This window comes from Rathayibacter sp. AY1D2 (genome assembly GCF_002932695.1).
Classification (GTDB): Bacteria; Actinomycetota; Actinomycetes; order Actinomycetales; family Microbacteriaceae; genus Rathayibacter.
Window position 1 is genome coordinate 1 of sequence record NZ_PSVX01000060.1, and the last position, 22,277, is coordinate 22,277.

Below are 22,277 nucleotides of genomic sequence, written 5' to 3' on the forward strand. Positions count from 1 at the left end.
ACGACTCCGCCGACCCGCGCCTGGTCGCCGCCGACCTGGTCAGCCAGGCCGAGCACGACGAGGCCGCCTCCGCGGTCCTGGTCACCGACAGCGCCGAGCTCGCCGCCGCCGTCGAGCGCGAGGTCGCCGTCCAGGCCGCCGCCACCCACCACGCGGAGCGCGTGGCCATCGCGCTCGACGGCCCGCAGTCCGCGCTCGTGATCGTCGACGACCTCGAGCTCGCCTGCGCGTTCAGCGACGCCTACGGCCCCGAGCACCTCGAGCTGCACACGGCCGACCCCGTCGCGACGGCCGAGCGGATCCACGACGCCGGCGCGATCTTCCTCGGCCCGACCACCCCGGTGAGCCTGGGCGACTACCTCGCCGGCTCCAACCACGTGCTCCCGACGCTGGGGCAGGCGCGCTTCTCCTCCGGGCTCGGCGCCTACACCTTCCTCCGGCCGCAGCAGCTGATCTCGTACGACCGCGGTGCGCTCGAGCGCGTCGCCCCGCACATCCGCGCTCTCAGCGACGCCGAGGCGCTGCCCGCCCACGGCGACGCCGTCGACGCCCGCTTCGCCTGAGACCGAGAGGCCCTCGATGTTCTGCCCCTTCTGCCGGCACCCCGACTCCCGAGTGATCGACTCGCGCACGAGCGACGACGGCCTCTCGATCCGCCGCCGCCGGCAGTGCCCGTCGTGCGGCCGGCGCTTCTCGACGACCGAGACCGCGAGCCTCGTCGTGATCAAGCGCAGCGGAGTCGTGGAGCCGTTCAGCCGCGAGAAGATCGTCAGCGGCGTCCGGAAGGCCTGCCAGGGCCGGCCCGTCACCGACACCGATCTGGCCGTGCTCGCGCAGCGGGTGGAGGAGAGCATCCGCTCCACGGGCGCGTCGCAGATCGACGCGAACGACATCGGCCTCGCCATCCTGCCGCCGCTGCGCGAGCTCGACGAGGTGGCCTACCTCCGCTTCGCGAGCGTCTACCAGGCGTTCGACTCGCTGGACGACTTCGAGTCTGCGATCACCCTGCTCCGCGCCGAGCGCACCTCCGTGCCCCACAGCGCCGACGAGATCTGAGGCCCGGGTGTACCCGCTCCTGTTCCGCACCGTCCTGCGCCGCCTCGACCCGGAGCGGGCGCACCACCTGAGCTTCCCGGTGATCCGGGCCCTCGGAGCCCTCGCTCCGGTCCTGCGCCGGACCACCGTCCCGCGCGGAACGCCCGCGGTCGAGACGCTCGGGCTCCGCTTCGAGACCCCGTTCGGCGTCGCGGCCGGCTTCGACAAGGACGCCACCGCGGTCCTGGGCTTCGGTGCGCTCGGCTTCGGACACGTCGAGGTCGGGACCCTGACCGCGCGGGCGCAGCCGGGCAACGACCGGCCGCGCCTCTTCCGGCTGATCGCGGACCGCGCCGTCGTCAACCGGATGGGCTTCAACAACCACGGGGCCGAGGCCGCGGCGCTGCGGCTGATCCGGCTGCGCAGCGCGCGCCGCCGCCCCGTGATCGGCGTCAACATCGGCAAGAGCCGGGTGGTCGAGGTGGACGACGCGATCGAGGACTACCTGATCAGCACGCGCCTTCTCGCGCCGCTCGCCGACTACCTCGTCGTGAACGTCAGCTCGCCGAACACCCCCGGGCTCCGCGGCCTGCAGGAGATCGACCGCCTCGAGCCGCTCCTCGCGGCCGTCAAGGACGCCGCCGACACGACGCCCCTGCTGGTCAAGATCGCCCCCGACCTCTCCGACGACGAGGTCGGCCGGGTCGCCGAGCTCGCCGTCCGCCTGGGTCTGGACGGGATCATCGCGACCAACACGACGCTCTCCCGGGAGGGCCTCTCGACCGATCGTGCCGTGGTCGAGGCGGCCGGCGCCGGCGGCCTCTCCGGTGCCCCGCTGGCCGCGCGCTCGCTCGAGGTGCTCCGCGTGATCCGGGGCGTGGTCCCCGCGGCTTTCTGCGTGATCTCCGTCGGAGGAGTCGAGACGGCCGAGGACGTGCGCGAGCGCCTCGACGCGGGCGCCACCCTCGTCCAGGGCTACACCGCCTTCATCTACCGCGGGCCCCTGTGGGCTCGGGACATCAACCGGGGACTGGCCCGCGCCTCCTGACCCGCCGTGCACGACGAAGGGCCCCGGAGCCGCGCGAGGCGCGACCGCAGGGGCCCTTCGTGGTCCGCCGTCCGACTACTCGGGGAAGGCGCGGCGCTTGACCTGGGGCTTCGGCAGTCGCATGACGCGCAGCTGGAGGGCGCGCATCGCGGCGTACCAGCGGATGCCCTTCTCGACCTTGTCGGCGCCGTAGCGCTCGGCGAGCTTCCGGCGCATCCGCATGCCGAGGAGGATGCAGTCGATCACCGCGAGGAGGAAGAACACCCAGAGGATGACGAGCGTCGCGTACTGCAGCTCCGGCTGCGGGAAGAAGCTCAGCAGCAGGACGACGACCATCACCGGGATGAGGAACTCGCCGAGGCTGAAGCGTGCGTCGACCCAGTCGCGCACGAACTTGCGCTGAGGACCCTTGTCGCGCAGCGGCAGGTAGCGCTGGTCGCCGGCGGCCAGGCCGATGCGGGCCTGCTCGCGTGACACGGCGGCCTTCTCGCGGGCGTCGCGGGCGGCCTGCTTGCGGTCGGTGACGACCAGCGGACGCTTGCGGGCCAGCTCCTGCTCGCGCCGGGTCGGCGTCGGCCGGCCCTTCCCGGGGCCGGGGGAGCCGGCGTCGTCGGGCGTGTCGGTTGCGATCGGGTGCTTGGCCACGGGGAACGTCCTTGGAATCGAGGGTCTCTTAAGATTACCTCCATGGCTCACGACGCTCCGACTCCGCCCGCACTCTCCTCCGACGAGGAGGCCGTCCTCGCCGCCGTCCGCGACGATCTGCCGCGCTCGCTCGCCCAGCTCGGGCAGCTCGTGCGGATCCCGTCCGTCTCGTGGGACGGCTTCGACGCGACCCGCGTGGCCGCCAGCGCCGAGGCCATCGCCGAGCTCGCGCGCGAGACGGGCGTCTTCGATGACGTCGCGATCCACAGCGCCACGATCGACGGCACCGACGTGCTCGGCCAGCCTGCCGTCCTGGCCACCCGCGCCGCCCGCAACGGAGCGCCGACCGTCCTCCTCTACGCCCACCACGACGTGCAGCCGCAGGGCGCCGAGTCGGCGTGGGAGACGCCTCCGTTCGAGCCGACCGTGCGCGGCGACCGCCTGTACGGGCGCGGTGCCGCCGACGACAAGGCGGGAGTCGTGTCCCACCTCGCCGCGGTGCGCGCACTCCGCGAGGTCGCGGGCGAGGACCACGACCTCGGGCTCGTCCTCTTCATCGAGGGGGAGGAGGAGTTCGGGTCGCGCTCGTTCCCCACCTTCCTCCGCGAGCACCACGACGCCCTCCGCGCGGATGCGATCATCGTCGCCGACAGCGACAACTGGGACGTCGACACCCCCTCGCTGACGGTGGGCCTGCGCGGCAACGTCACCTTCACCCTCACCGTCAGCACTCTCGCGCACGCCTCGCACTCGGGCATGCTCGGCGGAGCGGTCCCGGACGCGATGCTCGCGGCGGTCCGACTGCTCGCGACGCTCTGGAACGAGGACGGCTCGGTCGCCGTCGCCGGCCTCACCGAGCACGACGGAGCGGTGCCCGAGACGACCGAGGAGGACCTCCGCCGCGACTCCGGGCTGCTCGACGGGGTCTCGCCGATCGGCACCGGCGCGATCCTCTCGCGCCTGTGGTCGAAGCCGGCCGTCACGGTCACCGGGATCGACGCGCCCAGCGTCGTCGACGCCTCCAACACCCTCGTCCCGTCCGTGCGCGTGAAGATCAGCGCCCGCATCGCCCCCGGCCAGGACGCGGAGGAGGCCTTCGCCGCGATCGAGAGCCACCTGCGGGCGAACTCCCCGTTCGGCGCACACCTCGCGGTCGAGGACGTCGACACCGGCAGCCCCTTCCTGGTCGACGCGAGCGGCTGGGCCGTGGACCTGGTGAAGGGCGCGATGGCCGACGCGTGGGGACGCGAGCCCCTCGAGACCGGGATCGGCGGGAGCATCCCGTTCATCGCCGACCTCGTGCGCGAGTTCCCCGAGGCTCAGATCCTCGTCACCGGTGTGGAGGACCCCGACTCGCGCGCGCACAGCCCCAACGAGTCGCTGCACCTGGGCGTCTTCAAGCGCGCCGCGCAGACCGAGGCGCTGTTCCTGCTCCGCGCCGCCGCTCACCGCGACTGACCACCGGTCGTGGAATACCCGGCTGACCACCCGGGTTGCAGCCGTAGAATCCCGGAAGGCACGACGACCGTTCCGCCCGTCCCCTGAGGAGTGACATGTCAGACACACTGACCGACCAGACGGCGACCCCCCTCGCCACCCCGCCCAGCGCGGCCCACGGCGTCTCGATGACCCCGACCGCCGCCGCCAAGGTCAAGAGCCTGCTCGAGCAGGAGGGCCGCGACGACCTGCGCCTGCGCGTCGCGGTGCAGCCCGGCGGCTGCTCCGGCCTCATCTACCAGCTCTACTTCGACGAGCGCACCCTCGACGGCGACGCCGCGGTGGAGTTCGAGGGCGTCGGCCTCGTCGTCGACAAGATGAGCGTCCCCTACCTCGACGGCGCCTCGATCGACTTCGAGGACACCATCCAGAAGCAGGGCTTCACCATCGACAACCCCAACGCGGGCGGCAGCTGCGCCTGCGGCGACAGCTTCCACTGACGCCGCGCGGCCCCGGGCCGCAGCGCCTCCGAACGGCGTCCGACAGTCCACCCCGGTGGCCCGTCGGGCGCCGTTCGTCATGACTGCACCACTCGGCCGGGACGTCAAGAGCGGGTCGTCGTGCACCGGGCCGCCGGAGCGGAAGGGTAGGCTGGAGCCGGTCTAATACAGTTTCGTGTGAACTGGTCCCCAGTCTTCCGAAAGGTCACCGGTGCGCTTCAATCGCCGAATCCGCAGATGGGTCGCTGCCCCCGTCGCAGGAGCCCTCGCCCTCGTCCTCGCGGGCTGCACGCAAGAGCAGCTCCAGGGCTGGCTCCCCACCGAACCCGGCACGACGAACCACGTCGACCGCGTCATCGGACTCTGGGTCACCTCCTGGATCGTCCTGCTCGCCGTCGGCGTCGTCACGTGGGGTCTCACCATCTGGGCGGTGGTCGTCTACCGCCGTCGCAAGGGGCAGACCGGCCTGCCGGTCCAGCTGCGCTACAACATGCCGATCGAGATCTTCTACACGATCGTGCCGCTGATCCTCGTGATCGGCTTCTTCGCCTTCACCGCGCGCGACCAGGCCGCTATCGAGCAGCCCTACGACGACCCGGACGAGACCATCCAGGTGTACGGCAAGCAGTGGGCGTGGGACTTCAACTACGTCGACGAGGACGTCTACTCCGCCGGTATCCAGGGCCAGTACCAGGAGGGCGGAGACGCCGCCGGCTCGCTCGTCGAGTCCGAGATCCCCACGCTCTACCTGCCCGTCGGACAGAAGATCAAGATCCAGCTCGACGCGCGCGACGTGATCCACTCCTTCTGGGTCGTCGACTTCCTCTACAAGAAGGACATGATCCCCGGCAAGACGAACTACATGTACGTCACGCCTCTCAAGGAGGGGACTTACGCGGGCAAGTGCGCCGAGCTCTGCGGCGAGTACCACTCCGCGATGCTCTTCAACGTCAAGGTCGTCTCGCAGGGCGAGTACGACGACTACATCCAGTCGCTGCGCGACGCGGGCCAGACCGGTCAGCTCGGCGCCGAGTACAACCGCAATTCGAACCTTCCCGGAACCGGCGCGCCGGCCCGCGAGAACGAGGAGTAAGGGAGCATGAGCACCGCTACGGCACCCCGCCCGACGCGCACCGCCGGCACTCCGCCGGTCCAGCGCAAGGCGAACGTCCTCGTCCGCTGGATGACGTCGACCGACCACAAGGTCATCGGGTACATGTACCTGATCACGTCGTTCATCTACTTCTGCATCGCCGGCGTGATGGCACTCGTCATCCGCGCCCAGCTGTTCGAGCCCGGCCTGAACGTGGTCGAGACGCGCGAGCAGTACAACCAGCTGTTCACGATGCACGGCACGATCATGCTGCTGATGTTCGCGACGCCGCTCTTCGCCGGGTTCGCCAACGTCCTGATGCCGCTGCAGATCGGCGCCCCCGACGTCGCGTTCCCCCGCCTCAACGCCTTCGCGTACTGGCTCTACAGCTTCGGCTCGCTCATCGCGGTCGCCGGATTCGTCACCCCGCAGGGTGCGGCGTCGTTCGGCTGGTTCGCGTACGCGCCACTGTCGAGCACGACGTTCTCGCCAGGGCTCGGCGGCAATCTCTGGGTCTTCGGCCTCGCGCTCTCGGGCTTCGGCACGATCCTCGGCGCGGTGAACTTCATCACGACGATCATCACGATGCGCGCCCCCGGCATGACGATGTTCCGGATGCCGATCTTCACCTGGAACATCCTGGTGACGTCGATCCTCGTGCTGCTCGCGTTCCCGGTGCTCGCCGCCGCGATGTTCGCCCTCGGCGCCGACCGGGTGTTCGACGCCCACATCTACGATGCGGCCAACGGCGGTGTCCTGCTCTGGCAGCACCTGTTCTGGTTCTTCGGCCACCCCGAGGTGTACATCATCGCGCTGCCGTTCTTCGGCATCGTGTCCGAGGTCTTCCCGGTCTTCAGCCGCAAGCCGATCTTCGGCTACAAGACGCTGATCTACGCGACCATCGCGATCGCCGCCCTCTCCGTGACGGTGTGGGCGCACCACATGTACGTCACCGGATCGGTCCTGCTGCCGTTCTTCTCGCTGATGACCATGCTCATCGCGGTTCCGACCGGCGTGAAGATCTTCAACTGGGTCGGCACCATGTGGCGCGGATCGGTGACCTTCGAGACCCCGATGATCTGGGCGATCGGCTTCCTGATCACCTTCACCTTCGGTGGACTCACCGGCGTGATCCTCGCGTCGCCCCCGCTCGACTTCCACGTCTCGGACTCGTACTTCGTGGTGGCGCACTTCCACTACGTCGTGTTCGGAACCGTCGTCTTCGCGATGTTCTCGGGCTTCTACTTCTGGTGGCCCAAGTGGACCGGCAAGATGCTGAACGAGACGCTGGGCAAGTGGCACTTCTGGCTGCTGTTCATCGGCTTCCACACCACCTTCCTCATCCAGCACTGGCTGGGCGTCGTCGGCATGCCGCGCCGCTACGCCAGCTACCTGCCCGAGGACGGCTTCACCTGGATGAACCAGGTGTCGACGGTCGGAGCGATGATCCTCGCGGTGTCGCTGATCCCGTTCTTCCTGAACGTGTACATCACCGCCCGCAAGGCGCCCAAGGTGACGGTGAACGACCCGTGGGGCTTCTCCCGGTCGCTCGAGTGGGCCACCTCGTGCCCGCCGCCCCGCCACAACTTCACCTCGATCCCGCGCATCCGCAGCGAGGCCCCGGCGTTCGACCTCAACCACCCCGAGGCCGGCATCCCCGTCGGAATCGGTCCGGCGAAGGACGCTCCGGACGCCCCCACGTACGACAAGTCCGAAGGCACGGTGAAGTAGGGCCATGCGCGCCAACGTCAATCTCTTCTGGCTCCTCGCGGGCTTCTTCCTCCTCGCCGACATCACGTACATCGTGTGGTCGCTGCTCGACACGGGCCAGGTGGAGTGGGTCGGCACCGTCGGCATCGGCCTCTCGGCCGTGCTGGGCGCGTTCATCGCGTTCTACGTCGGCCGCGTCCACAAGGCGCAGGGTGCTGAGCTCCCCGAGGACCGCCTCGATGCGGACATCGACGACGGAGACCCCGAGCTGGGCTTCTTCAGCCCGTGGAGCTGGTGGCCGCTGATCCTGGGCGGTTCCGCGGCTCTCGGATTCCTCGGCCTTGCCGTGGGGTTCTGGATCACCTACATCGCCGTCGGGCTCTTCCTGGTCGCCATCGCTGGCTGGGTGTACGAGTACTACCGCGGATACTTCGCCCGCTAGGGCGCATCGCACGGCCGAGGGCCGGGTGCACGAGGGCTTCGGCTCTGTGCACCCGGCCCTTCCGCTTATCCAGGAGGAAGCGACGCGCGGTCGGGGCCCGGTCGGCTCGGCCATTCGGCTTCGTGCAGGGGCGGCACTCGCCGATCGGTGGCGGATCGGGCCTCCCGGTGAGAGCCGGGACCTCCCGGTGAGGGCCGGGACCGCTCAGTGAGGGATGACGAGGTGAGCTGGATCTCTCGCGGTGTCATGCTGGCGGGACACCGAGGCGTCCTGCGCGGAGGAACTCGTCGGGGCACATCCCGACGGCCCGCGACGTGGAAGCTCGCAGGGGAGTGCAGCGGGCGGCGCCGAGCAGGAGCGTCGGCCCGCGTCATCACCCCTACGGGTCTGCGCTGCGACGGCTCCTGCTCCGGTCGCGGGTGAGCGGGCTACGCCTGTGGCGGCTCTCCTGTGCGCCTGTCGGCGTGCCGACGGCGGTGGCGCGCTACGGATCGCGGATACTGCTGCGCCTGCGGCTGTACTGGGGCTGCTGCGCCTGTTCTGGCGCCTGCGCCGCCCTGCGGGCCTCTTGCACACCGTTCTGAACCCAGTGGAGCCTGCACCCCGACGGAACCGCGCGCGCCCCTGCAGCTCGTGGAGCTCCTCGGTACTTGCTAACGGGTTGTGTGCCGGTCGGCGCGACGACAGGGAGCCTGAGACGCCGCTGCAGCGACGGTCGTCGATGTCCGGAGGTCGCCTCCTCGGTCGCACCGGCGAGCGTCGCCGTCGCCGATCACAGAGGGTTCGACCGTGAGTGGGGGGAGGGCAGTCCTGATAGGCCTGCTGGGGACGGGTGCCCTCGAACCGATGCCGAGTGTCTCGACGTGGACGGGGACGGGGACTTCACCGGACGACGACGCCGCGACAACGGAGACAGGCTGAATCACTCGGTGATCCGAGGGAGGCGGACGTCTCCAGCTCGGCGGTCAGATGGCATCTCGTGATCCGCGGAGCGGGGGCCTCGCCGTCCGGAGGATCGCCTCACGTTCCTGCCGGCTTGTCGCCGTCGAGGCGCTGTGATCCGGTCTCACCGGCTCTCGGTCCACCGCCGACCTCCAACCGCGCCGGAGGACAGGCGCCGCCCCGCTGCGGGAACGACGAAGGGCCCGGACGAATGAACGTCCGGGCCCTTCGGGGGAGGATCAGTGCTCGCTGTGCGAGCTCTCGAGCTCCTTCTGGGTGACGGGGGTGATCCGGTCCTCGAAGAACCAGCGGGAGAGGCCGGCGCGGACGCGCTGCGGGGCGGTGATGCGGCCACGCGAGTCCGGACGGATCATCAGGGGCTCGTACTCGTCCTGACCGACGAGCTTCCAGCGCTCGTACTCATCGAGCTGCTGGTGCACCTCGATGAACTCGCCGCCGGGGAGGCGGACGATGCGGCCGGACTCGAAGCCGTGCAGCGCGATTTCGCGGTCCTTCTTCTGCAGCGCCAGGCAGATGCGCTTGGTGATGAAGTACGCGATGAACGGACCCGCGATGAGCAGGAACTGCAGGCTGTGGATCACGCCCTCCATCGTGAGGTGGAAGTGCGTCGCGATGAGGTCGGACGAGGCGGCGGCCCAGAGGACGGCGTAGAAGCTGACTCCGGCGGCGCCGATCGCGGTGCGGGTCGCGGCGTTGCGCGGACGGTCGAGCAGGTGGTGCTCGCGCTTGTCACCGGTGATCCACGCCTCGAGGAACGGGTAGAGCATGACCACGGCGATGAACAGTCCGAGACCGACGAGCGGGATCAGGATGTTGAACGACAGGGTTCCGATGCCCGGGATGGCCCACTCGAGTCCCGGCGGGACGAGGCGCAGGGCGCCGTCGGCGAACCCGATGTACCAGTCGGGCTGGGTTCCCGCGGAGACGGGCGAGGGGTCGTACGGGCCATAATTCCAGATCGGGTTGATCGTGAACAGCGAGGCGATGAGGACGACGACGCCGAAGACGATGAAGAAGAATCCACCGGCCTTCGCGGCGTAGACCGGCAGCACCGGGTAGCCGACGACGTTCTGCTCGGTCTTGCCCGCACCGGGGAACTGGGTGTGCTTGTGGACGACCACGAACACGAGGTGCAGGGCGATGAACGCGAGCACCAGCGCCGGCAGCAGCAGGATGTGCAGCGTGTAGAGGCGGCCGACGATGTCGGTGCCCGGGAACTCGCCGCCGAAGAGCAGGAACGAGATCCAGGTGCCGACGATCGGGATGCCCTTGACCATGCCGTCGATGATGCGGAGGCCGTTGCCCGAGAGCAGGTCGTCGGGGAGCGAGTAGCCGGTGAAGCCCTCGGCCATCGCGAGGATGAAGAGGACGAAGCCGATGACCCAGTTGAGCTCGCGGGGCTTGCGGAACGCACCGGTGAAGAAGATGCGCAGCATGTGCAGGCCGATCGAGGCCACGAACAGCAGTGCCGCCCAGTGGTGGATCTGCCGCATCAGCAGGCCGCCGCGGATGTCGAAGGAGATGTCGAGCGAGGACGACATCGCCGCCGACATCTCGATGCCCTTGAGGGGCAGGTAGCTGCCCTCGTAGTGCGTCTCGACCATCGAGGCCTGGAAGAAGAAGGTGAGGAAGGTGCCCGACAGCAGGATGATGACGAAGCTGTAGAGCGCGACCTCGCCGAGGAGGAAAGACCAGTGGTCGGGGAAGATCTTGCGACCGAACTCCTTGACGACCGCGGAGATGCTCGTGCGCTCGTCGATGTAGTTCGACGCCGCTCCGACGTACCCCTTCTGGAACTTGCCGGATCCGAGGATGACGCCGTCCTCGGGCTCCGCGGGGGAGCTGGAGGGGCGTGAGGGGGTGGTGGTGGACATGTGAGTCATCGCTCCCAGAAGGACGGTCCGACGGGCTCCGTGAAGTCGCTTCTGGCGACCAGGTAACCCTCGGCGTCGACGGTGATGGGGAGCTGCGGAAGCGGACGCTTCGCCGGGCCGAAGATGACGGCGGCCTCGCGCGTGATGTCGAATTGCGACTGGTGGCACGGGCACAGCAGGTGGTGGGTCTGCTGCTCGTACAGCGCCACAGGGCAGCCGACGTGCGTGCAGATCTTGGAGTAGGCGACGATTCCGTCGTAGTTCCAGGTCTCGCGACCCTCACTGACGATGAGGTCCTCCGGCTTCAGGCGCATCAGGAGGACGGCGGCCTTGGCCTTCTCCTCCAGCTTGCCCTCGGCGTCGTTGAGGCCCTCGGGGATGACGTGGAAGGCGGATCCGAGGGTGACGTCCGATGCGAGGATCGGCGCTCCCGACGGGTCCAGGGTGAGCCTCGTGCCCTCTTCCCACAGGGTGGTCTTGAGGAGGGCGACGGGGTTCTGGTCCTGCGGGCCGAGGCCCCGGAACAGGATCACGGCGGGCAGGGGGAACACGACGAGGGAGGCGATCAGGCTGTTCCGGACGAGGGAGCGGCGGCCGAAGCCGGACTCCTTGTCGGACTGGTCGAAGATCTCGAGCGCACGGGCGCGGGTGGGCTCCGCGCTGCGGACGGGGTGGCGGATGTCGATGCCCTCGTGGTCCGACATCAGCTGCTTGCCCCAGTGGACGGCGGCGATGCCGATGCCCAGGAGCGCGAGGGACATGCCCAGGCCGATGAACAGCGTGTTCAGCCGGACCGACGCGACGTCCTCGGTGATCGGGAACGCCATGTAGGCGGCGACCGCGAAGATCGAGCCCGCGAAGGAGAGGTAGAAGAGCGTGTACACCGTGCGCTCGGCACGCTTCTCGACCTTGGGGTCGAGGTCGGTCATCCGGGGGCGGTGCGGCGGGAGGCCCGGGTCCTGAACGCGGTCCCGCGTCACGACCGCGGTGCCGGCCGGAGCCGTTCCGTGCCCGGTGGCCGACGAGGTGGCGAGGTCCGTGCCACCCTCATCGTGCTCTGCCATGGTTCTCCTTTTCACGCCGTGTCGGCACCAGTCGGTGCCGTGGGTCAGTCGCGCCCGTCAGGGCGCTGCAGTCGTCTAGTTGGATCGGGCGGTGATCCACACCGTCAGGGCCACGATCGCGCCGAGGCCGAAGATCCAGAGGAACAGGCCCTCCGCGACCGGCCCGAGGGAGCCGAGCGCGAATCCGCCCGGGGACGGGTTGGCCTCGATGTACTTGAGGTACGAGATGATGTCGCGCTTGTCCTCGGGCGAGATGTTCAGGTCGTTGAAGACCGGCATGTTCTGCGGGCCGGTGACCATCGCCTCGTAGATGTGCGCCTCGGTCACGCCGCCCAGCGGGGGAGCGAACTTGCCCTCGGTGAGCGCGCCGCCGGCTCCGGCGACGTTGTGGCACATGGCGCAGTTGATGCGGAACAGCTCGGCGCCGTTCGCCGCGTCGCCCTGTCCGTCGAGGACCTCGCCCTCGGGAATCGCGGGGCCGGGGGCCAGCGACGCGACGTAGGCGGCGAGCTCGCCGACCTGCTCGTCGGTGAACTGCACCGGCTTCTCGAGCGCCTGGGGGCCGTGCATCTGCATCGGCATGCGGCCGGTGCCGACCTGGAAGTCGACCGACGCCGCGCCCACTCCGATGAGGGAGGGAGCGTTGTCGGTGCCCGCGGCGTCGAGGCCGTGGCAGGTGGCGCAGTTCGCGGCGAAGAGCTTCGAGCCCTCGTCGATCGTCTGCTGGCTGGTGGACGACGTCTCCGCGGAGGCGGACGTCGCGACGCCGACCGCGGCGTAGGTCCCGCCGGTGAGCCCGAGGCCGATGGCGATCAGGGCCAGGGTGGCGAGCGGGTGGCGGCGACCCTTCTTGGCTCGGCTCTTCGTCTTCGGGGAGGCCATCGAGGCGTCCTTCCTGCGGGGGTCGGGAGTGGAGTGGGGCATCGGCGGGCGCGTCACTTGAGGAAGTAGATGACGGCGAACAGGCCGACCCAGACGACGTCGACGAAGTGCCAGTAGTACGAGACGACGATGGCGCTCGTCGCCTCCTTGTGGCCGAAGTTCTTGACCGCGAAGCCGCGGCCGATGACGAGGAGGAACGCGATGAGGCCGCCGGTGACGTGCAGGGCGTGGAAGCCGGTCGTCAGGTAGAAGGCGGAGCCGTAGGCGTTGCTGGAGAGCGTGACGCCCTCGGAGACGAGGGTCGCGTACTCGAGCACCTGGCCGGAGACGAAGACCGCGCCCAGGGCGTAGGTGAGGAAGAACCACTCGACCATGCCCCACTTGAACGGGCTGAGGCCCGTCGCACGCGGCTGCAGCCGCTCGGCGGCGAACACGCCGAACTGGCAGCTGAACGACGAGGCCACGAGGATCACCGTGTTCACGCCCGCGTAAGGGACGTTGAGGATCTGGGTCTCGGCGCCCCAGAGCTCGGGGGAGGTGCTGCGCAGGGTGAAGTAGATCGCGAAGAGGCCGGCGAAGAACATGACCTCGCTGCCCAGCCAGACGATCGTTCCGACCGCGACCGGGTTGGGTCGGTTCACTACGGGCGCGGTGGCCGTGGGGGAGAGAGAGGTGCTCGTCACACAGACCATTATGGCCGATGGCAGGGGAGGGAAGTCGCACTAGCCGGGAGGCGATCCTCGTCGCATAATCTGGGAGCCATGTCGGAAACCCTGTCCTGGCCGCACGTTCTCAGCGCACTCCTCGAGTCCTCCGATCTGAGCGTCTCCGAGGCGACGTGGGCCATGGAGCAGGTGATGGAGGGCGCGGCGACTCCGGCGCAGCTCGCCGGACTGCTGGTGGCCCTCCGGGCGAAGGGCGAGACCGTCGACGAGATCGTCGGCTTCCGCGACGCGATCCTCGACCACGCGGTGCCGCTGGACGTGGACCCGATGGCCCTCGACATCGTCGGGACCGGCGGGGACCGCTTCGGGACCGTCAACATCTCCTCCACCGCGTCGATCATCGCGGCCGCGGCCGGCACGCCCGTCGTGAAGCACGGGAACAAGGCCGCGTCCTCCTCCTCCGGCTCCTCCGACGTGCTCGCGGCACTCGGGGTCGACCTCTCCCTCTCTCCCGAGCGGGTGGCCGAGGTGTTCCGGCGGACGGGGATCGCCTTCGTCTTCGCGTCCCTCTTCCACCCCGGCTTCCGGCACGCCGGTCCGGTGCGCGCCGAGCTGGGCGTGCCGACGGTGTTCAACTTCCTCGGCCCGCTCTGCAATCCGGCGCGTCCCGAGGCCTCGGCGGTCGGAGTGGCGCACCTCGACCGGGTGCCGCTGGTCGTCGGCGTGTTCCGGACGCGCGGGGCGACGGCTCTGGTGTTCCGCGGGGACGACGGCCTCGACGAGCTCACCACCACGGGTCACAGCCACATCTGGGAGGTGTCGCGCGGCTCCGTGGTCGAGCACGACCTCGACCCGCGCGACCTGGGCCTGCCCCGCGCGCGGATCGACGAGCTGCGCGGCCGCGACGCCGCCTACAACGCGAGCGTGGTGCGCTCGGTGCTCGCGGGAGACGGCGGCCCCGTCCGCGACATCGTCCTTCTGAACGCGGCCGCGGGCCTCGCGGCGTTCGACCTGGCGCGCGACCCGGACCTGGTGCGCACGCCCGTCCTGGAGCGCCTGCGGACGTCGATGGACCGCGCGGCGGAGGCCGTCGACTCCGGGGCCGCCACGGCCAAGCTCGAGGAGTGGGTCCGCGAGACGCAGCGCGCCGTCGTCCCGCTGCCGTAGGCGCGAGCGCAGGGCGTAACGTGGGGCTGCTGTCCGCGACGGTGCGGGCGGCGATCCACCACGCGCCGGATCGCCCGCAGGTCACGGGACGCCCGAGTGGTGGCCCGATCCTGGAGGAGACCTCGATGAAGAAGCTCATCAACGACCCGAAGAACGTCGTCACGGAGTCGGTGGCCGGCTTCGGCCTGGCGCACGCCGACCTGGTCCGGGTGGTGTCGGATCCCCTGTTCGTGGTGCGGGCCGACGCGCCCCGCTCGGGCAAGGTGGGCATCGTCAGCGGAGGCGGCAGCGGGCACGAGCCGCTGCACGCGGGCTTCGTCGGATTCGGGATGCTGGACGCCGCCGTCCCGGGTCCCGTCTTCACCTCGCCCACGCCCGACCCGATCGTCGCGGCCACGCAGGCCGTCGACGGCGGTGCGGGTGTGCTGCACATCGTGAAGAACTACACGGGCGACGTCCTGAACTTCGAGACCGCGGCCGACCTCGCCGGCGCCGAGGGGATCGAGGTGCGCAGCGTGATCGTCGACGACGACGTCGCGGTGAAGGACTCGCTCTACACCGCGGGCCGCCGCGGCGTGGCCGGCACCGTGCTGGTCGAGCGGATCGCGGGCGCCGCGGCCGAGCGGGGCGACTCCCTCGACGAGGTCGCGACGATCGCCGAGACGGTGATCGCGAACGTGCGCTCGATGGGCGTCGCCCTCACGCCGTGCATCGTCCCGCACGCGGGCGAGCCGAGCTTCGAGCTGGGCGAGGACGAGATCGAGATCGGCATCGGCATCCACGGCGAGCCCGGCCGGGAGAAGATCGCGCTGGAGCCGGCCGACCGCATCGTCGACCGGATCCTCGGCCCGATCCTGGAGGACCTGCCGTTCTCCTCCGGGGACGAGGTGCTGCTCCTGGTGAACGGCATGGGCGGCACGCCGCAGATCGAGCTGTACCTCGCCTACCGCCGCGCAGCCGAGGCGCTGGCCGAGAAGGGGATCACCGTCGCACGCAGCCTCGTCGGCAACTACACGACGTCGCTCGAGATGCAGGGCTTCTCGCTCACCGTCCTCAAGCTCGACGACGCCCTGACCGAGCTGTGGGACTCCCCGGTGCAGACCGCGGCGCTGCGGTGGGGACGCTGAGCGCCCGCGCGCACACCATGACCGGAACGACAGCCGCAGGAGCGGCCCACGAGGAGGAGACGACCATGCAGGACGCACAGGGAGCCGGGCTCGACGCGGCGTGGGCGACGGCGTGGATCCGCCGCGCCGCCGAGTCGATCGCGGAGCACCGGGTCGAGCTGATCACGCTCGACCGGGCGATCGGCGACGGGGACCACGGCGAGAACATGGACCGCGGCTTCCAGGCCGTGGTCGCGAAGCTGGACGGGGCGCCGGAGCAGGGGCTCCCGGCGGACGTGCTCAAGCTGGTCGCGACGACGCTCATCTCCACCGTCGGCGGCGCCTCGGGCCCGCTGTTCGGCACGGCGTTCCTGAAGGCCTCCGCCGCGGTCGCGGGCAGGGACGCGCTCGAGGGCGCGGACGTCGCAGCGCTCCTGGCCGCGGCGAGGGACGGCATCGTGCTCCGCGGCAAGGCCGAGGTGGGCGACAAGACGATGGTGGACGCGTGGACGCCGGCGGTCGACGCGGCCGCGGCCGCCGCCGAGGAGGGAGCGGCTCCGGCCGACGTCCTCGCCGCGGCGGCGGAGGCGGCGCAGAGGGGAGCGGAGTCGACGGACCCGCTGGTCGCCCGCAAGGGACGCGCCAGCTACCTCGGCGAGCGCGCCATCGGGCACCGTGATCCCGGCAGCGTGTCGACCGTTCTCCTGCTCCGCGCAGCAGCCGAGGCGGCGGCGTGAGCGTCGGGCTGGTCCTGGTCTCGCACAGCGCGCAGCTGGCGGAGGGGCTGGTCGAGCTCGCGGAGCAGATGGCGGCCTCGGTCGCGCTGGTCGCCGCGGGCGGGACGGACGACGGCGGCATCGGCACCAGCTTCGACCGCATCACGGCGGCCCTGGCGGACGCGGACTCCGGCGAGGGGGTCGTCGTCCTCTGCGACCTCGGCTCGGCGATCATGACGGCGGAGACCGCGGTCGAGTTCCTCGACGACGACGCGCGCGCCCGGGTCCGGATCGCCGACGCCCCGCTGGTGGAGGGGGCGGTCGCGGCCGCCGTCGCCGCGGGCACGGGGGCGTCGCTGGACGAGGTGCTCGCCGCCGCGGAGTCGGCCCGGGGCGAGGCGCTCGCTGCTCCCGCCGAGGAGGCCTCGCCCGGTGACGAGCGCGTGCAGCGCCGCGTCCGCCTCGTCAACCCGAACGGCCTGCACGCCCGTCCCGCGGCCGACTTCGTGACGCTCGCCGCCACCTTCGACGCCCGGATCGACGCGAACGGCAAGGACGCCACGAGCCTGCTCGGCGTGATGTCGCTGGGGCTCGACCGCGGGGACGAGGTCGTCCTCTCGGCGTCGGGGCCGCAGGCCCAGGAGGCGGTCGGCCGGCTCGGCGATCTGGTCGAGTCGGGCTTCGGCGAGGTGTAGCGCGCCATCGACCGGTCCAGGGACCGCGGAGGCGCCTCCTCCTACGCTGAGCGCATGGCCCTCCGCGGAACCCGACCCCCGTCCGTCCTGCTCCGCCGACTCGTCACCGTCCCGCGCGTCGTGCGCCGGGCGGACGCTCGTGCGGCCCGGCGGCTGAACGCCGGTCGCCCGTCGCCCGTCGTCGACGGGGCGCTCGTGGGGCTCTCCCGGGCCGCGGACCACGGAGTCCTCTGGGCCGGCGTCGGCGTTCTGCTGCTCCTGGCGGGCCGTCCCCGCGAGGCTCTGCGGGGGACCGCCTCGCTCGCCGCGGCCAGCGCGCTCGCGAACCTGGTCGGCAAGCGCGTGTTCGGCGGCGACCGGCCGCTCCTCGTCGACGTCCAGGTCGGCCGGCGCCTGGCGACGGTGCCGACGTCGGCGTCCTTCCCCTCGGGGCACGCGGCGAGCGCCGCTGCCTTCGCCGCCGGGGTCGCGCTCGAGTCGCCCCGAGTGGGGGCGGCGGTCGCCCCGCTCGCCGCCGCCGTGGCCTTCTCCCGCCTGCACGTCGGCGTCCACTGGCTCTCGGACGTCCTCGGCGGCGCGGCGCTCGGCGCGGCGGTCGCGGTCGTCGGCCGAGCCGTCCTGCCGGCCGAGCCGCGCCACGTGCCCGTCTCGGAGCGCGCGACCCGGCCCCCCGTCGACCGCAGCCCGCTGGGGGACGGCGCCGCCCTCCTCGTGGTCCTCAACCCCGGCGCGGGCCGGGACTCGCACCGCCCGGATCCCGAGCCGCTGGTCCGGGCCCGGTTCCCGAAGGCGCGCGTGCACCGGCTGACCGAGGGAGAGGACCTCGCCGACGTGGTGCGCGAGGCGCGCTCGGGGGACTCTCCGCCCCGGGTGCTCGGGATCTACGGCGGGGACGGGACCATGTCGGTCGGTGCCGCTCTCGCCCGTGCCGAGGGGATGACGCTGCTCGTGCTGCCGGGCGGGACCATGAACCACTTCGCGAAGGCGCTGGGCCTGCTCACCGTCCAGGACGCGCTCGACGCGGCGACGATCGGCGAGCGCCGCGACGTCGACGTGGCCGAGGTCGTCGCGGACGGGGGAGACCCGGTCACGGTGCTCAACACGGTCTCGATCGGCGTCTACCCGGAGTTCGTCGCGGCCCGCGAGAAGCGCGAGAAGCGGATCGGGAAGCCGCTCGCCGCCGTGATCGCGGCCCTCTCGGTCGTGCGGCGCACCGATCCGTTCGAGCTCCGGCGCGACGGGCGCACGCAGCTCGTCTGGTCGTACTTCGTCGGGGTGAATCAGGAGCACCCGCGCACGGCCGCCCCGCTCGCCCGGCGTCGGCTCGACGACGGCCACCTCGACGTGCGCATCCTGCACTCAGGACGGACTCCGCGCACCCGGGGAGCGTTCTCGCTCCTGCTCGGCCGTACGGCGACCCCGGTGGTCGGCCGTGTGCCCGGCTGGCGGGCACCGGTGGTGGAGTCGTTCTCGACGCCGGAGATCACCGTCGGCGCGCGCCGGCCCGCGGGGGACGACCCCGAGTGGGCGCACGACGGCGAGACCGAGCGCTTCGACGGCTCCCGCGACGGATTCGACGAGGCCGTGGTGCGGATCGTGCCGCTGGGCCTGCGGGTCTACGCGACCGCGGACTAGGGGGCGGTGCCGGCCCGGTCCCCGCCGTCCGGATCCGCCAGCAGCTCGGCCAGCGCGTCGAGGGCGGCGACCTGCCCGGCCACCACCAGCGAGCGGGCCTCGTCGAGCGGGTGCCACCGGGCGTCCTCCAGCTCGGGGAAGCTGCGCAGCACGCCGGAGCCCCGCGGCCACTCCAGCTCGAAGGTGTTGCTCGCGACGAAGGCGGTGTCCGCGTGTCCGCGCCCGGCGAAGACCGTGACGGTCTTGGCCGCGCTCTGCCGGAACGCGCCGAGGAGGGTCAGCTCCCCTTCGGGCGGAGGAGCGCCGGTCTCCTCCTCGAACTCGCGGCGCGCGGCGTCCAGCGGCGTCTCGTCGCCCGTGTGCACGCCCTTCGGGATCGTCCACGCGCGGGGGCGCCGGGTCCAGAAGGGGCCGCCCATCCGCCCGAGGAACACCTCGGTGCCGGAGGGGCCCTCGCGGTGCAGCAGGATCCCCGCGCTCGTCACCGCGGCCATCGCGTCTCTCCGGTCATCCCGCCATCCTGCCCCGCGCCCGTGGAAGGATCGGCAGGACCCGCCCGCGACCGCACGGAGTGAACCATGCACGACCACGAGATCCTCCGACAGCTGCGCGACGCGCTCGGAGACGCGGTCCTGACCGAGGGCCCCGGGTTCGAGGCCGTGCACACCGACAAGTCGGGCTTCTCCGCACCGGGTCGCGCGCTCGCGCTCGTCGCTGCGCGCTCGGTCGAGGACGTGCAGGCGGCGCTGCGCATAGCGACGGAGCACCGGCTCCCGGTCGTGCCGCGCGGAGCGGGAACGGGCCTCGCTGCCGGGGGAGTGGCGAGCGGGGGAGCGCTCGTCCTCTCGACCGCCGCGATGGACCGCATCCTCGAGGTGTCTCTCGAGGACGAGCTGGCGGTGGTCGAGCCCGGGGTCATCAATCAGGCGCTGTCGGACGCTGTCGCTCCGCACGGCCTCGTGTTCTCGCCCGACCCCGCGAGCCGCGCGATCTCGAGCATCGGCGGCAACATCGCGACGAACGCCGGGGGGCTGCTGTGCGCCAAGTACGGCGTGACCCGGGAGGCGGTGCTCGGGTTGACGGTCGTCCTCCCCGACGGGCGACTGCTCCGCACCGGCCGCCGCAGCGTGAAGGGAGTCACAGGGTACGACCTCACCGCGCTCTTGACCGGCTCCGAGGGGACGCTGGGCGTCATCGTGGAGGCCACCGTGAAGCTCCGCCCGATCCCGACCGGGCGCGTGGTCACGGTCGGCGCGTACTTCCCGAGCGTCGTCGCCGCGGCCGCCGCCTCCGCCGCGATCACCGCCGCGCGGCTCCGTCCCGCGGTGATGGAGCTGATGGACGAGGCGGCGCTCGCCGCGATCTCGCGCTACACCGGAGCGATGCTGGACCGCGGTGCCGCCTACCTCCTCGTCCAGACGGACGGCGGAGGAGCGGCGGAGGAGTCGCAGCGCGTCCTCGAGATCGTGACCGCCTCCGGGGGCGCCGCCGAGGCGACCGAGGACCCGGCCGAGGGTGAGGCTCTGCTGGCCGTCCGCCGGGCCTTCCACCCGGCGCTCGAGGCGGAGGGCCGCGTGCTGATCGAGGACGTCTGCGTGCCCCGCTCCGCGCTGCCGGCGATGTTCGCGGCGATCCGCGGCATCGAGGAGCGGACGGGGCTCAGCATCCCCACCGTCGCCCACGCGGGGGACGGGAACCTCCACCCGAACTTCGTGCTGCCCGCGGGGGACGGACCCGTGGGGGAGGACGTCTGGGACGCCGCCGCGGAGCTCTTCCGCACGGCCCTGGCCCTCGGCGGCACGCTCACGGGCGAGCACGGCGTGGGACTGCTCAAGCAGCGCTGGCTGGCGGAGGAGCTGGGCGAGGACTCGCTGGCGCTCCAGCGCGGGATCAAGGCCGTGTTCGACCCGCTGGGGATCATGAACCCGGGGAAGGTCTTCTGAGGAGGGCGCCCCGGGCTACAGCAGCTCGGCCGTGATCATCGAGGCGGTGAGCACGATCGTCGCCGCGGACATGAGCCAGTAGAGGACCGTCTCGCGCCAGGACCCGGCGGAGCCCAGCACGGGCAGCGCGGCGTAGCCGCCGGTGGTCCAGACGTGGCGCAGCGGTGTCCGGCGCAGGCGCCGCGGCAGGCGCACGCGCAGCGGCCACAGCCAGTTGATCCCGCCGGTCGTGAGGGCGTCGCCGGCCACGTGCACGAGGTAGCCCAGCGTCGCGGCGACCCGGAGCCACGCCCAGGTGCCGTCGGCGAGCGCGACGAGCAGGACCGTGACGACCGTCGCCCCGGCCCAGGCGATGCGCCAGGAGGGGGCGGCCCGGACGGCCTTCGCGGCGAACGCGAGGGCGGGCAGCGTGAGCACGGCGGCCACGGCGACGGGGCCGACGACCGGCACCGGGAAGCGCAGCGCCGTGAGCACCGGCACCAGGTACCAGACGACGGCGACCGCGAGCAGCGAGTGCATCCCGTGCCGGTGCCCTCCGCTGATCCGGCCCGCGGTCGCCGTGAGCAGGGAGGCGCCCGGCGCCGAGCGGGAGACGGTCGCGCTCGCGTGGTCCGCGTCGGGCACCAGGGCCCAGCCTGCGGCGACTCCGAGGCCGACCAGTCGGAGGTCGAGCGGGAGACCCGCGAGGCCGAGGGGCCCGGCGACGGCGGGCACGGAGGCGGCGACGGCCCAGGCGAGCGCACCGGAGACGGCGTGCGAGCGGCCCATCATCGCGGGTCGGCTCCTTCGACTGGGCGCTGCGACGACGGAGGACGGCCGCGGCGGGACGAGAGAACCCCCGGCCGAGTGCATGAGCAAGGACCGGGGGTGAGGGTGGGCGATACCGGACTCGAACCGATGACCTCTTCCGTGTGAAGGAAGCGCGCTACCAACTGCGCCAATCGCCCAGGGGGACGTACTGGACGACCCGAGAGACGATCGTAGCGGATCCGCGGGGCCCGGATGCACCGCCGACGCCCGCCACGCCCGGGTGAACGGACGGCGACGAGCCGGTTTCGCGCGGAAAGACGCGGATCGGACTCCGAGCGGCGGGATCGGCGTCCGCTCGATTTGGATTCCGGCGCCGCTGTCGTATACATTCTTCTAGGTCGAGCCGGGCAGCGAAAGCGCCGGACAGGCAGCACGACACGCAAGACGGCAACACCAGTACGACCTACATGCGGATGTGGCGCAGCGGTAGCGCATCACCTTGCCAAGGTGAGGGTCGCGAGTTCGAATCTCGTCATCCGCTCGAACACCGGTCCTCGGACCGGCGTCATCGGGACGGCACCCTCGGGTGCCTCCCACCTGGTCGGCCCTCGGGCCGCCGACACCGAATCCCGTACACGGTGGATTGGCCGAGAGGCGAGGCAGCGGCCTGCAAAGCCGTATACACGGGTTCGAATCCCGTATCCACCTCGATCGTTCACCGAACGAGGCGCTCCGCACGGAGCAACGGGCGATTGGCGCAGCGGTAGCGCGCTTCCCTGACACGGAAGAGGTCACTGGTTCGATCCCAGTATCGCCCACCACGAGAACCCCCGGCCCCTGGCCGGGGGTTCTGTCGTTCCCGGCTCCGGCGCTACCCTCGCAGGATGCCCGCCCCGATCCCCGTCGA

Annotated in this window: 21 protein-coding genes and 4 tRNA genes; 17 read left to right on the forward strand and 8 right to left on the reverse strand. The window is 71.4% G+C overall.

Annotated elements, in window-relative coordinates; all coding sequences use genetic code 11:
• The 3 genes from C5D04_RS14360 to C5D04_RS14370 form a co-directional block, all read left to right on the forward strand.
• The coding region (locus C5D04_RS14360; protein WP_181137725.1) for a histidinol dehydrogenase at nt 1-563 on the forward strand (563 nt) is incomplete at its 5' end.
• Between the two features lie 16 nt (nt 564-579).
• The gene (nrdR, locus tag C5D04_RS14365; protein WP_104224657.1) at nt 580-1,056 is read left to right on the forward strand and encodes a transcriptional regulator NrdR; all 477 of its coding nucleotides are present in this window, start codon (nt 580-582) and stop codon (nt 1,054-1,056) included.
• Nucleotides 1,057-1,063: 7 nt separating this feature from the next.
• Nucleotides 1,064-2,083, forward strand: coding sequence for a quinone-dependent dihydroorotate dehydrogenase (locus C5D04_RS14370; protein WP_104347903.1), 1,020 nt, complete (start codon nt 1,064-1,066; stop codon nt 2,081-2,083).
• A gap of 75 nt (nt 2,084-2,158) precedes the next feature.
• On the opposite strand, the gene C5D04_RS14375 is transcribed toward C5D04_RS14370, so the two are convergent.
• On the reverse strand, nt 2,159-2,728 hold the full coding sequence (locus tag C5D04_RS14375) for a DUF3043 domain-containing protein (RefSeq protein WP_181067792.1): 570 nt from the start codon (nt 2,726-2,728) through the stop codon (nt 2,159-2,161).
• A 42-nt stretch (nt 2,729-2,770) separates the two neighbouring features.
• Here C5D04_RS14375 and C5D04_RS14380 point away from each other — a divergent pair, with 42 nt between their 5' ends.
• From C5D04_RS14380 to C5D04_RS14400, 5 genes are all read left to right on the forward strand, one after another.
• Nucleotides 2,771-4,186 carry a dipeptidase gene (locus tag C5D04_RS14380; protein ID WP_104233338.1) on the forward strand — a complete coding sequence of 472 codons (1,416 nt, stop codon included), beginning with the start codon at nt 2,771-2,773 and terminating at the stop codon, nt 4,184-4,186.
• Between the two features lie 95 nt (nt 4,187-4,281).
• Nucleotides 4,282-4,665: an iron-sulfur cluster insertion protein ErpA gene (gene erpA, locus C5D04_RS14385; RefSeq protein WP_104224654.1), complete on the forward strand. Its 384-nt coding sequence runs from the start codon at nt 4,282-4,284 to the stop codon at nt 4,663-4,665.
• A gap of 211 nt (nt 4,666-4,876) precedes the next feature.
• Nucleotides 4,877-5,758: a cytochrome c oxidase subunit II gene (gene coxB, locus C5D04_RS14390; protein WP_104224653.1), complete on the forward strand. Its 882-nt coding sequence runs from the start codon at nt 4,877-4,879 to the stop codon at nt 5,756-5,758.
• Nucleotides 5,759-5,764: 6 nt separating this feature from the next.
• On the forward strand, nt 5,765-7,489 hold the full coding sequence (gene ctaD / locus C5D04_RS14395; protein WP_104224652.1) for a cytochrome c oxidase subunit I: 1,725 nt from the start codon (nt 5,765-5,767) through the stop codon (nt 7,487-7,489).
• 4 nt (nt 7,490-7,493) lie between these two features.
• On the forward strand, nt 7,494-7,910 hold the full coding sequence (locus tag C5D04_RS14400; RefSeq protein WP_104224651.1) for a cytochrome c oxidase subunit 4: 417 nt from the start codon (nt 7,494-7,496) through the stop codon (nt 7,908-7,910).
• Between the two features lie 1,181 nt (nt 7,911-9,091).
• On the opposite strand, the gene C5D04_RS14405 is transcribed toward C5D04_RS14400, so the two are convergent.
• From C5D04_RS14405 to C5D04_RS14420, 4 genes are all read right to left on the reverse strand, one after another.
• Nucleotides 9,092-10,747, reverse strand: coding sequence for a ubiquinol-cytochrome c reductase cytochrome b subunit (locus C5D04_RS14405; RefSeq protein WP_104224650.1), 1,656 nt, complete (start codon nt 10,745-10,747; stop codon nt 9,092-9,094).
• 5 nt (nt 10,748-10,752) lie between these two features.
• A complete protein-coding gene (locus C5D04_RS14410) occupies nt 10,753-11,811 on the reverse strand; it encodes a ubiquinol-cytochrome c reductase iron-sulfur subunit (RefSeq protein WP_104225358.1) in 1,059 nt (352 codons plus the stop codon).
• Between the two features lie 75 nt (nt 11,812-11,886).
• Nucleotides 11,887-12,693 (reverse strand): c-type cytochrome, encoded by an 807-nt coding sequence (locus C5D04_RS14415; RefSeq protein ID WP_104224648.1) that lies wholly within the window; start codon nt 12,691-12,693, stop codon nt 11,887-11,889.
• Between the two features lie 53 nt (nt 12,694-12,746).
• Nucleotides 12,747-13,385, reverse strand: coding sequence for a heme-copper oxidase subunit III (locus C5D04_RS14420; RefSeq protein ID WP_104224647.1), 639 nt, complete (start codon nt 13,383-13,385; stop codon nt 12,747-12,749).
• 69 nt (nt 13,386-13,454) lie between these two features.
• Here C5D04_RS14420 and trpD point away from each other — a divergent pair, with 69 nt between their 5' ends.
• The 5 genes from trpD to C5D04_RS14445 all read left to right on the forward strand — a co-directional run bounded on the left by trpD (nt 13,455) and on the right by C5D04_RS14445 (nt 18,677).
• A complete protein-coding gene (gene trpD, locus C5D04_RS14425; RefSeq protein ID WP_104225357.1) occupies nt 13,455-14,525 on the forward strand; it encodes an anthranilate phosphoribosyltransferase in 1,071 nt (356 codons plus the stop codon).
• A gap of 125 nt (nt 14,526-14,650) precedes the next feature.
• Nucleotides 14,651-15,652, forward strand: a complete 1,002-nt coding sequence (dhaK, locus tag C5D04_RS14430) for a dihydroxyacetone kinase subunit DhaK (RefSeq protein ID WP_104224645.1) — start codon at nt 14,651-14,653, stop codon at nt 15,650-15,652.
• Between the two features lie 65 nt (nt 15,653-15,717).
• Nucleotides 15,718-16,368, forward strand: coding sequence for a dihydroxyacetone kinase subunit DhaL (dhaL, locus tag C5D04_RS14435; RefSeq protein ID WP_104347906.1), 651 nt, complete (start codon nt 15,718-15,720; stop codon nt 16,366-16,368).
• On the forward strand, nt 16,365-17,042 hold the full coding sequence (dhaM, locus tag C5D04_RS14440; protein WP_104347904.1) for a dihydroxyacetone kinase phosphoryl donor subunit DhaM: 678 nt from the start codon (nt 16,365-16,367) through the stop codon (nt 17,040-17,042). Before dhaL ends, dhaM begins: the two co-directional genes overlap by 4 nt.
• A 54-nt stretch (nt 17,043-17,096) precedes the next feature.
• Nucleotides 17,097-18,677 carry a bifunctional phosphatase PAP2/diacylglycerol kinase family protein gene (locus C5D04_RS14445; protein WP_104347905.1) on the forward strand — a complete coding sequence of 527 codons (1,581 nt, stop codon included), beginning with the start codon at nt 17,097-17,099 and terminating at the stop codon, nt 18,675-18,677.
• Here the strand turns inward: C5D04_RS14445 and C5D04_RS14450 are convergent.
• A complete protein-coding gene (locus C5D04_RS14450; RefSeq protein ID WP_104329186.1) occupies nt 18,674-19,171 on the reverse strand; it encodes an NUDIX domain-containing protein in 498 nt (165 codons plus the stop codon). The two genes, C5D04_RS14445 and C5D04_RS14450, sit on opposite strands and share 4 nt — an antisense overlap.
• Nucleotides 19,172-19,255: 84 nt before the next feature.
• Between C5D04_RS14450 and C5D04_RS14455 the strand changes: the two genes are divergently transcribed.
• Nucleotides 19,256-20,620 (forward strand): FAD-binding oxidoreductase, encoded by a 1,365-nt coding sequence (locus C5D04_RS14455; RefSeq protein ID WP_104336095.1) that lies wholly within the window; start codon nt 19,256-19,258, stop codon nt 20,618-20,620.
• A gap of 15 nt (nt 20,621-20,635) precedes the next feature.
• Here the strand turns inward: C5D04_RS14455 and C5D04_RS14460 are convergent, their stop codons facing one another.
• The gene (locus C5D04_RS14460; protein ID WP_104269509.1) at nt 20,636-21,391 is read right to left on the reverse strand and encodes a metal-dependent hydrolase; all 756 of its coding nucleotides are present in this window, start codon (nt 21,389-21,391) and stop codon (nt 20,636-20,638) included.
• 103 nt (nt 21,392-21,494) lie between these two features.
• Nucleotides 21,495-21,567 (reverse strand) — tRNA-Val (locus C5D04_RS14465).
• A gap of 272 nt (nt 21,568-21,839) precedes the next feature.
• Between C5D04_RS14465 and C5D04_RS14470 the strand changes: the two genes are divergently transcribed.
• The 3 genes from C5D04_RS14470 (at nt 21,840) to C5D04_RS14480 (ending at nt 22,191) form a co-directional block, all read left to right on the forward strand.
• Nucleotides 21,840-21,911: transfer RNA gene (locus tag C5D04_RS14470), tRNA-Gly, on the forward strand.
• A 96-nt stretch (nt 21,912-22,007) separates the two neighbouring features.
• A tRNA-Cys gene (locus tag C5D04_RS14475) sits at nt 22,008-22,078 on the forward strand.
• 38 nt (nt 22,079-22,116) lie between these two features.
• A tRNA-Val gene (locus tag C5D04_RS14480) sits at nt 22,117-22,191 on the forward strand.
• Nucleotides 22,192-22,277: the final 86 nt, after the last annotated feature.

What these genes read in the sequence shown, in the direction of transcription:
- trpD (WP_104225357.1), top strand. Translation starts at nt 13,455, where the DNA reads ATGTCGGAAACCCTGTCCTGGCCGCACGTTCTCAGCGCACTCCTCGAG.
- C5D04_RS14405 (WP_104224650.1), bottom strand. Translation starts at nt 10,747, where the DNA reads ATGTCCACCACCACCCCCTCACGCCCCTCCAGCTCCCCCGCGGAGCCC.
- C5D04_RS14415 (WP_104224648.1), bottom strand. Translation starts at nt 12,693, where the DNA reads ATGGCCTCCCCGAAGACGAAGAGCCGAGCCAAGAAGGGTCGCCGCCAC.
- C5D04_RS14455 (WP_104336095.1), top strand. Translation starts at nt 19,256, where the DNA reads ATGCACGACCACGAGATCCTCCGACAGCTGCGCGACGCGCTCGGAGAC.
- C5D04_RS14380 (WP_104233338.1), top strand. Translation starts at nt 2,771, where the DNA reads ATGGCTCACGACGCTCCGACTCCGCCCGCACTCTCCTCCGACGAGGAG.
- dhaK (WP_104224645.1), top strand. Translation starts at nt 14,651, where the DNA reads ATGAAGAAGCTCATCAACGACCCGAAGAACGTCGTCACGGAGTCGGTG.
- C5D04_RS14410 (WP_104225358.1), bottom strand. Translation starts at nt 11,811, where the DNA reads ATGGCAGAGCACGATGAGGGTGGCACGGACCTCGCCACCTCGTCGGCC.
- C5D04_RS14420 (WP_104224647.1), bottom strand. Translation starts at nt 13,385, where the DNA reads ATGGTCTGTGTGACGAGCACCTCTCTCTCCCCCACGGCCACCGCGCCC.
- C5D04_RS14400 (WP_104224651.1), top strand. Translation starts at nt 7,494, where the DNA reads ATGCGCGCCAACGTCAATCTCTTCTGGCTCCTCGCGGGCTTCTTCCTC.
- erpA (WP_104224654.1), top strand. Translation starts at nt 4,282, where the DNA reads ATGTCAGACACACTGACCGACCAGACGGCGACCCCCCTCGCCACCCCG.
- ctaD (WP_104224652.1), top strand. Translation starts at nt 5,765, where the DNA reads ATGAGCACCGCTACGGCACCCCGCCCGACGCGCACCGCCGGCACTCCG.
- C5D04_RS14450 (WP_104329186.1), bottom strand. Translation starts at nt 19,171, where the DNA reads ATGGCCGCGGTGACGAGCGCGGGGATCCTGCTGCACCGCGAGGGCCCC.
- nrdR (WP_104224657.1), top strand. Translation starts at nt 580, where the DNA reads ATGTTCTGCCCCTTCTGCCGGCACCCCGACTCCCGAGTGATCGACTCG.
- C5D04_RS14460 (WP_104269509.1), bottom strand. Translation starts at nt 21,391, where the DNA reads ATGATGGGCCGCTCGCACGCCGTCTCCGGTGCGCTCGCCTGGGCCGTC.
- dhaL (WP_104347906.1), top strand. Translation starts at nt 15,718, where the DNA reads ATGCAGGACGCACAGGGAGCCGGGCTCGACGCGGCGTGGGCGACGGCG.
- C5D04_RS14445 (WP_104347905.1), top strand. Translation starts at nt 17,097, where the DNA reads ATGGCCCTCCGCGGAACCCGACCCCCGTCCGTCCTGCTCCGCCGACTC.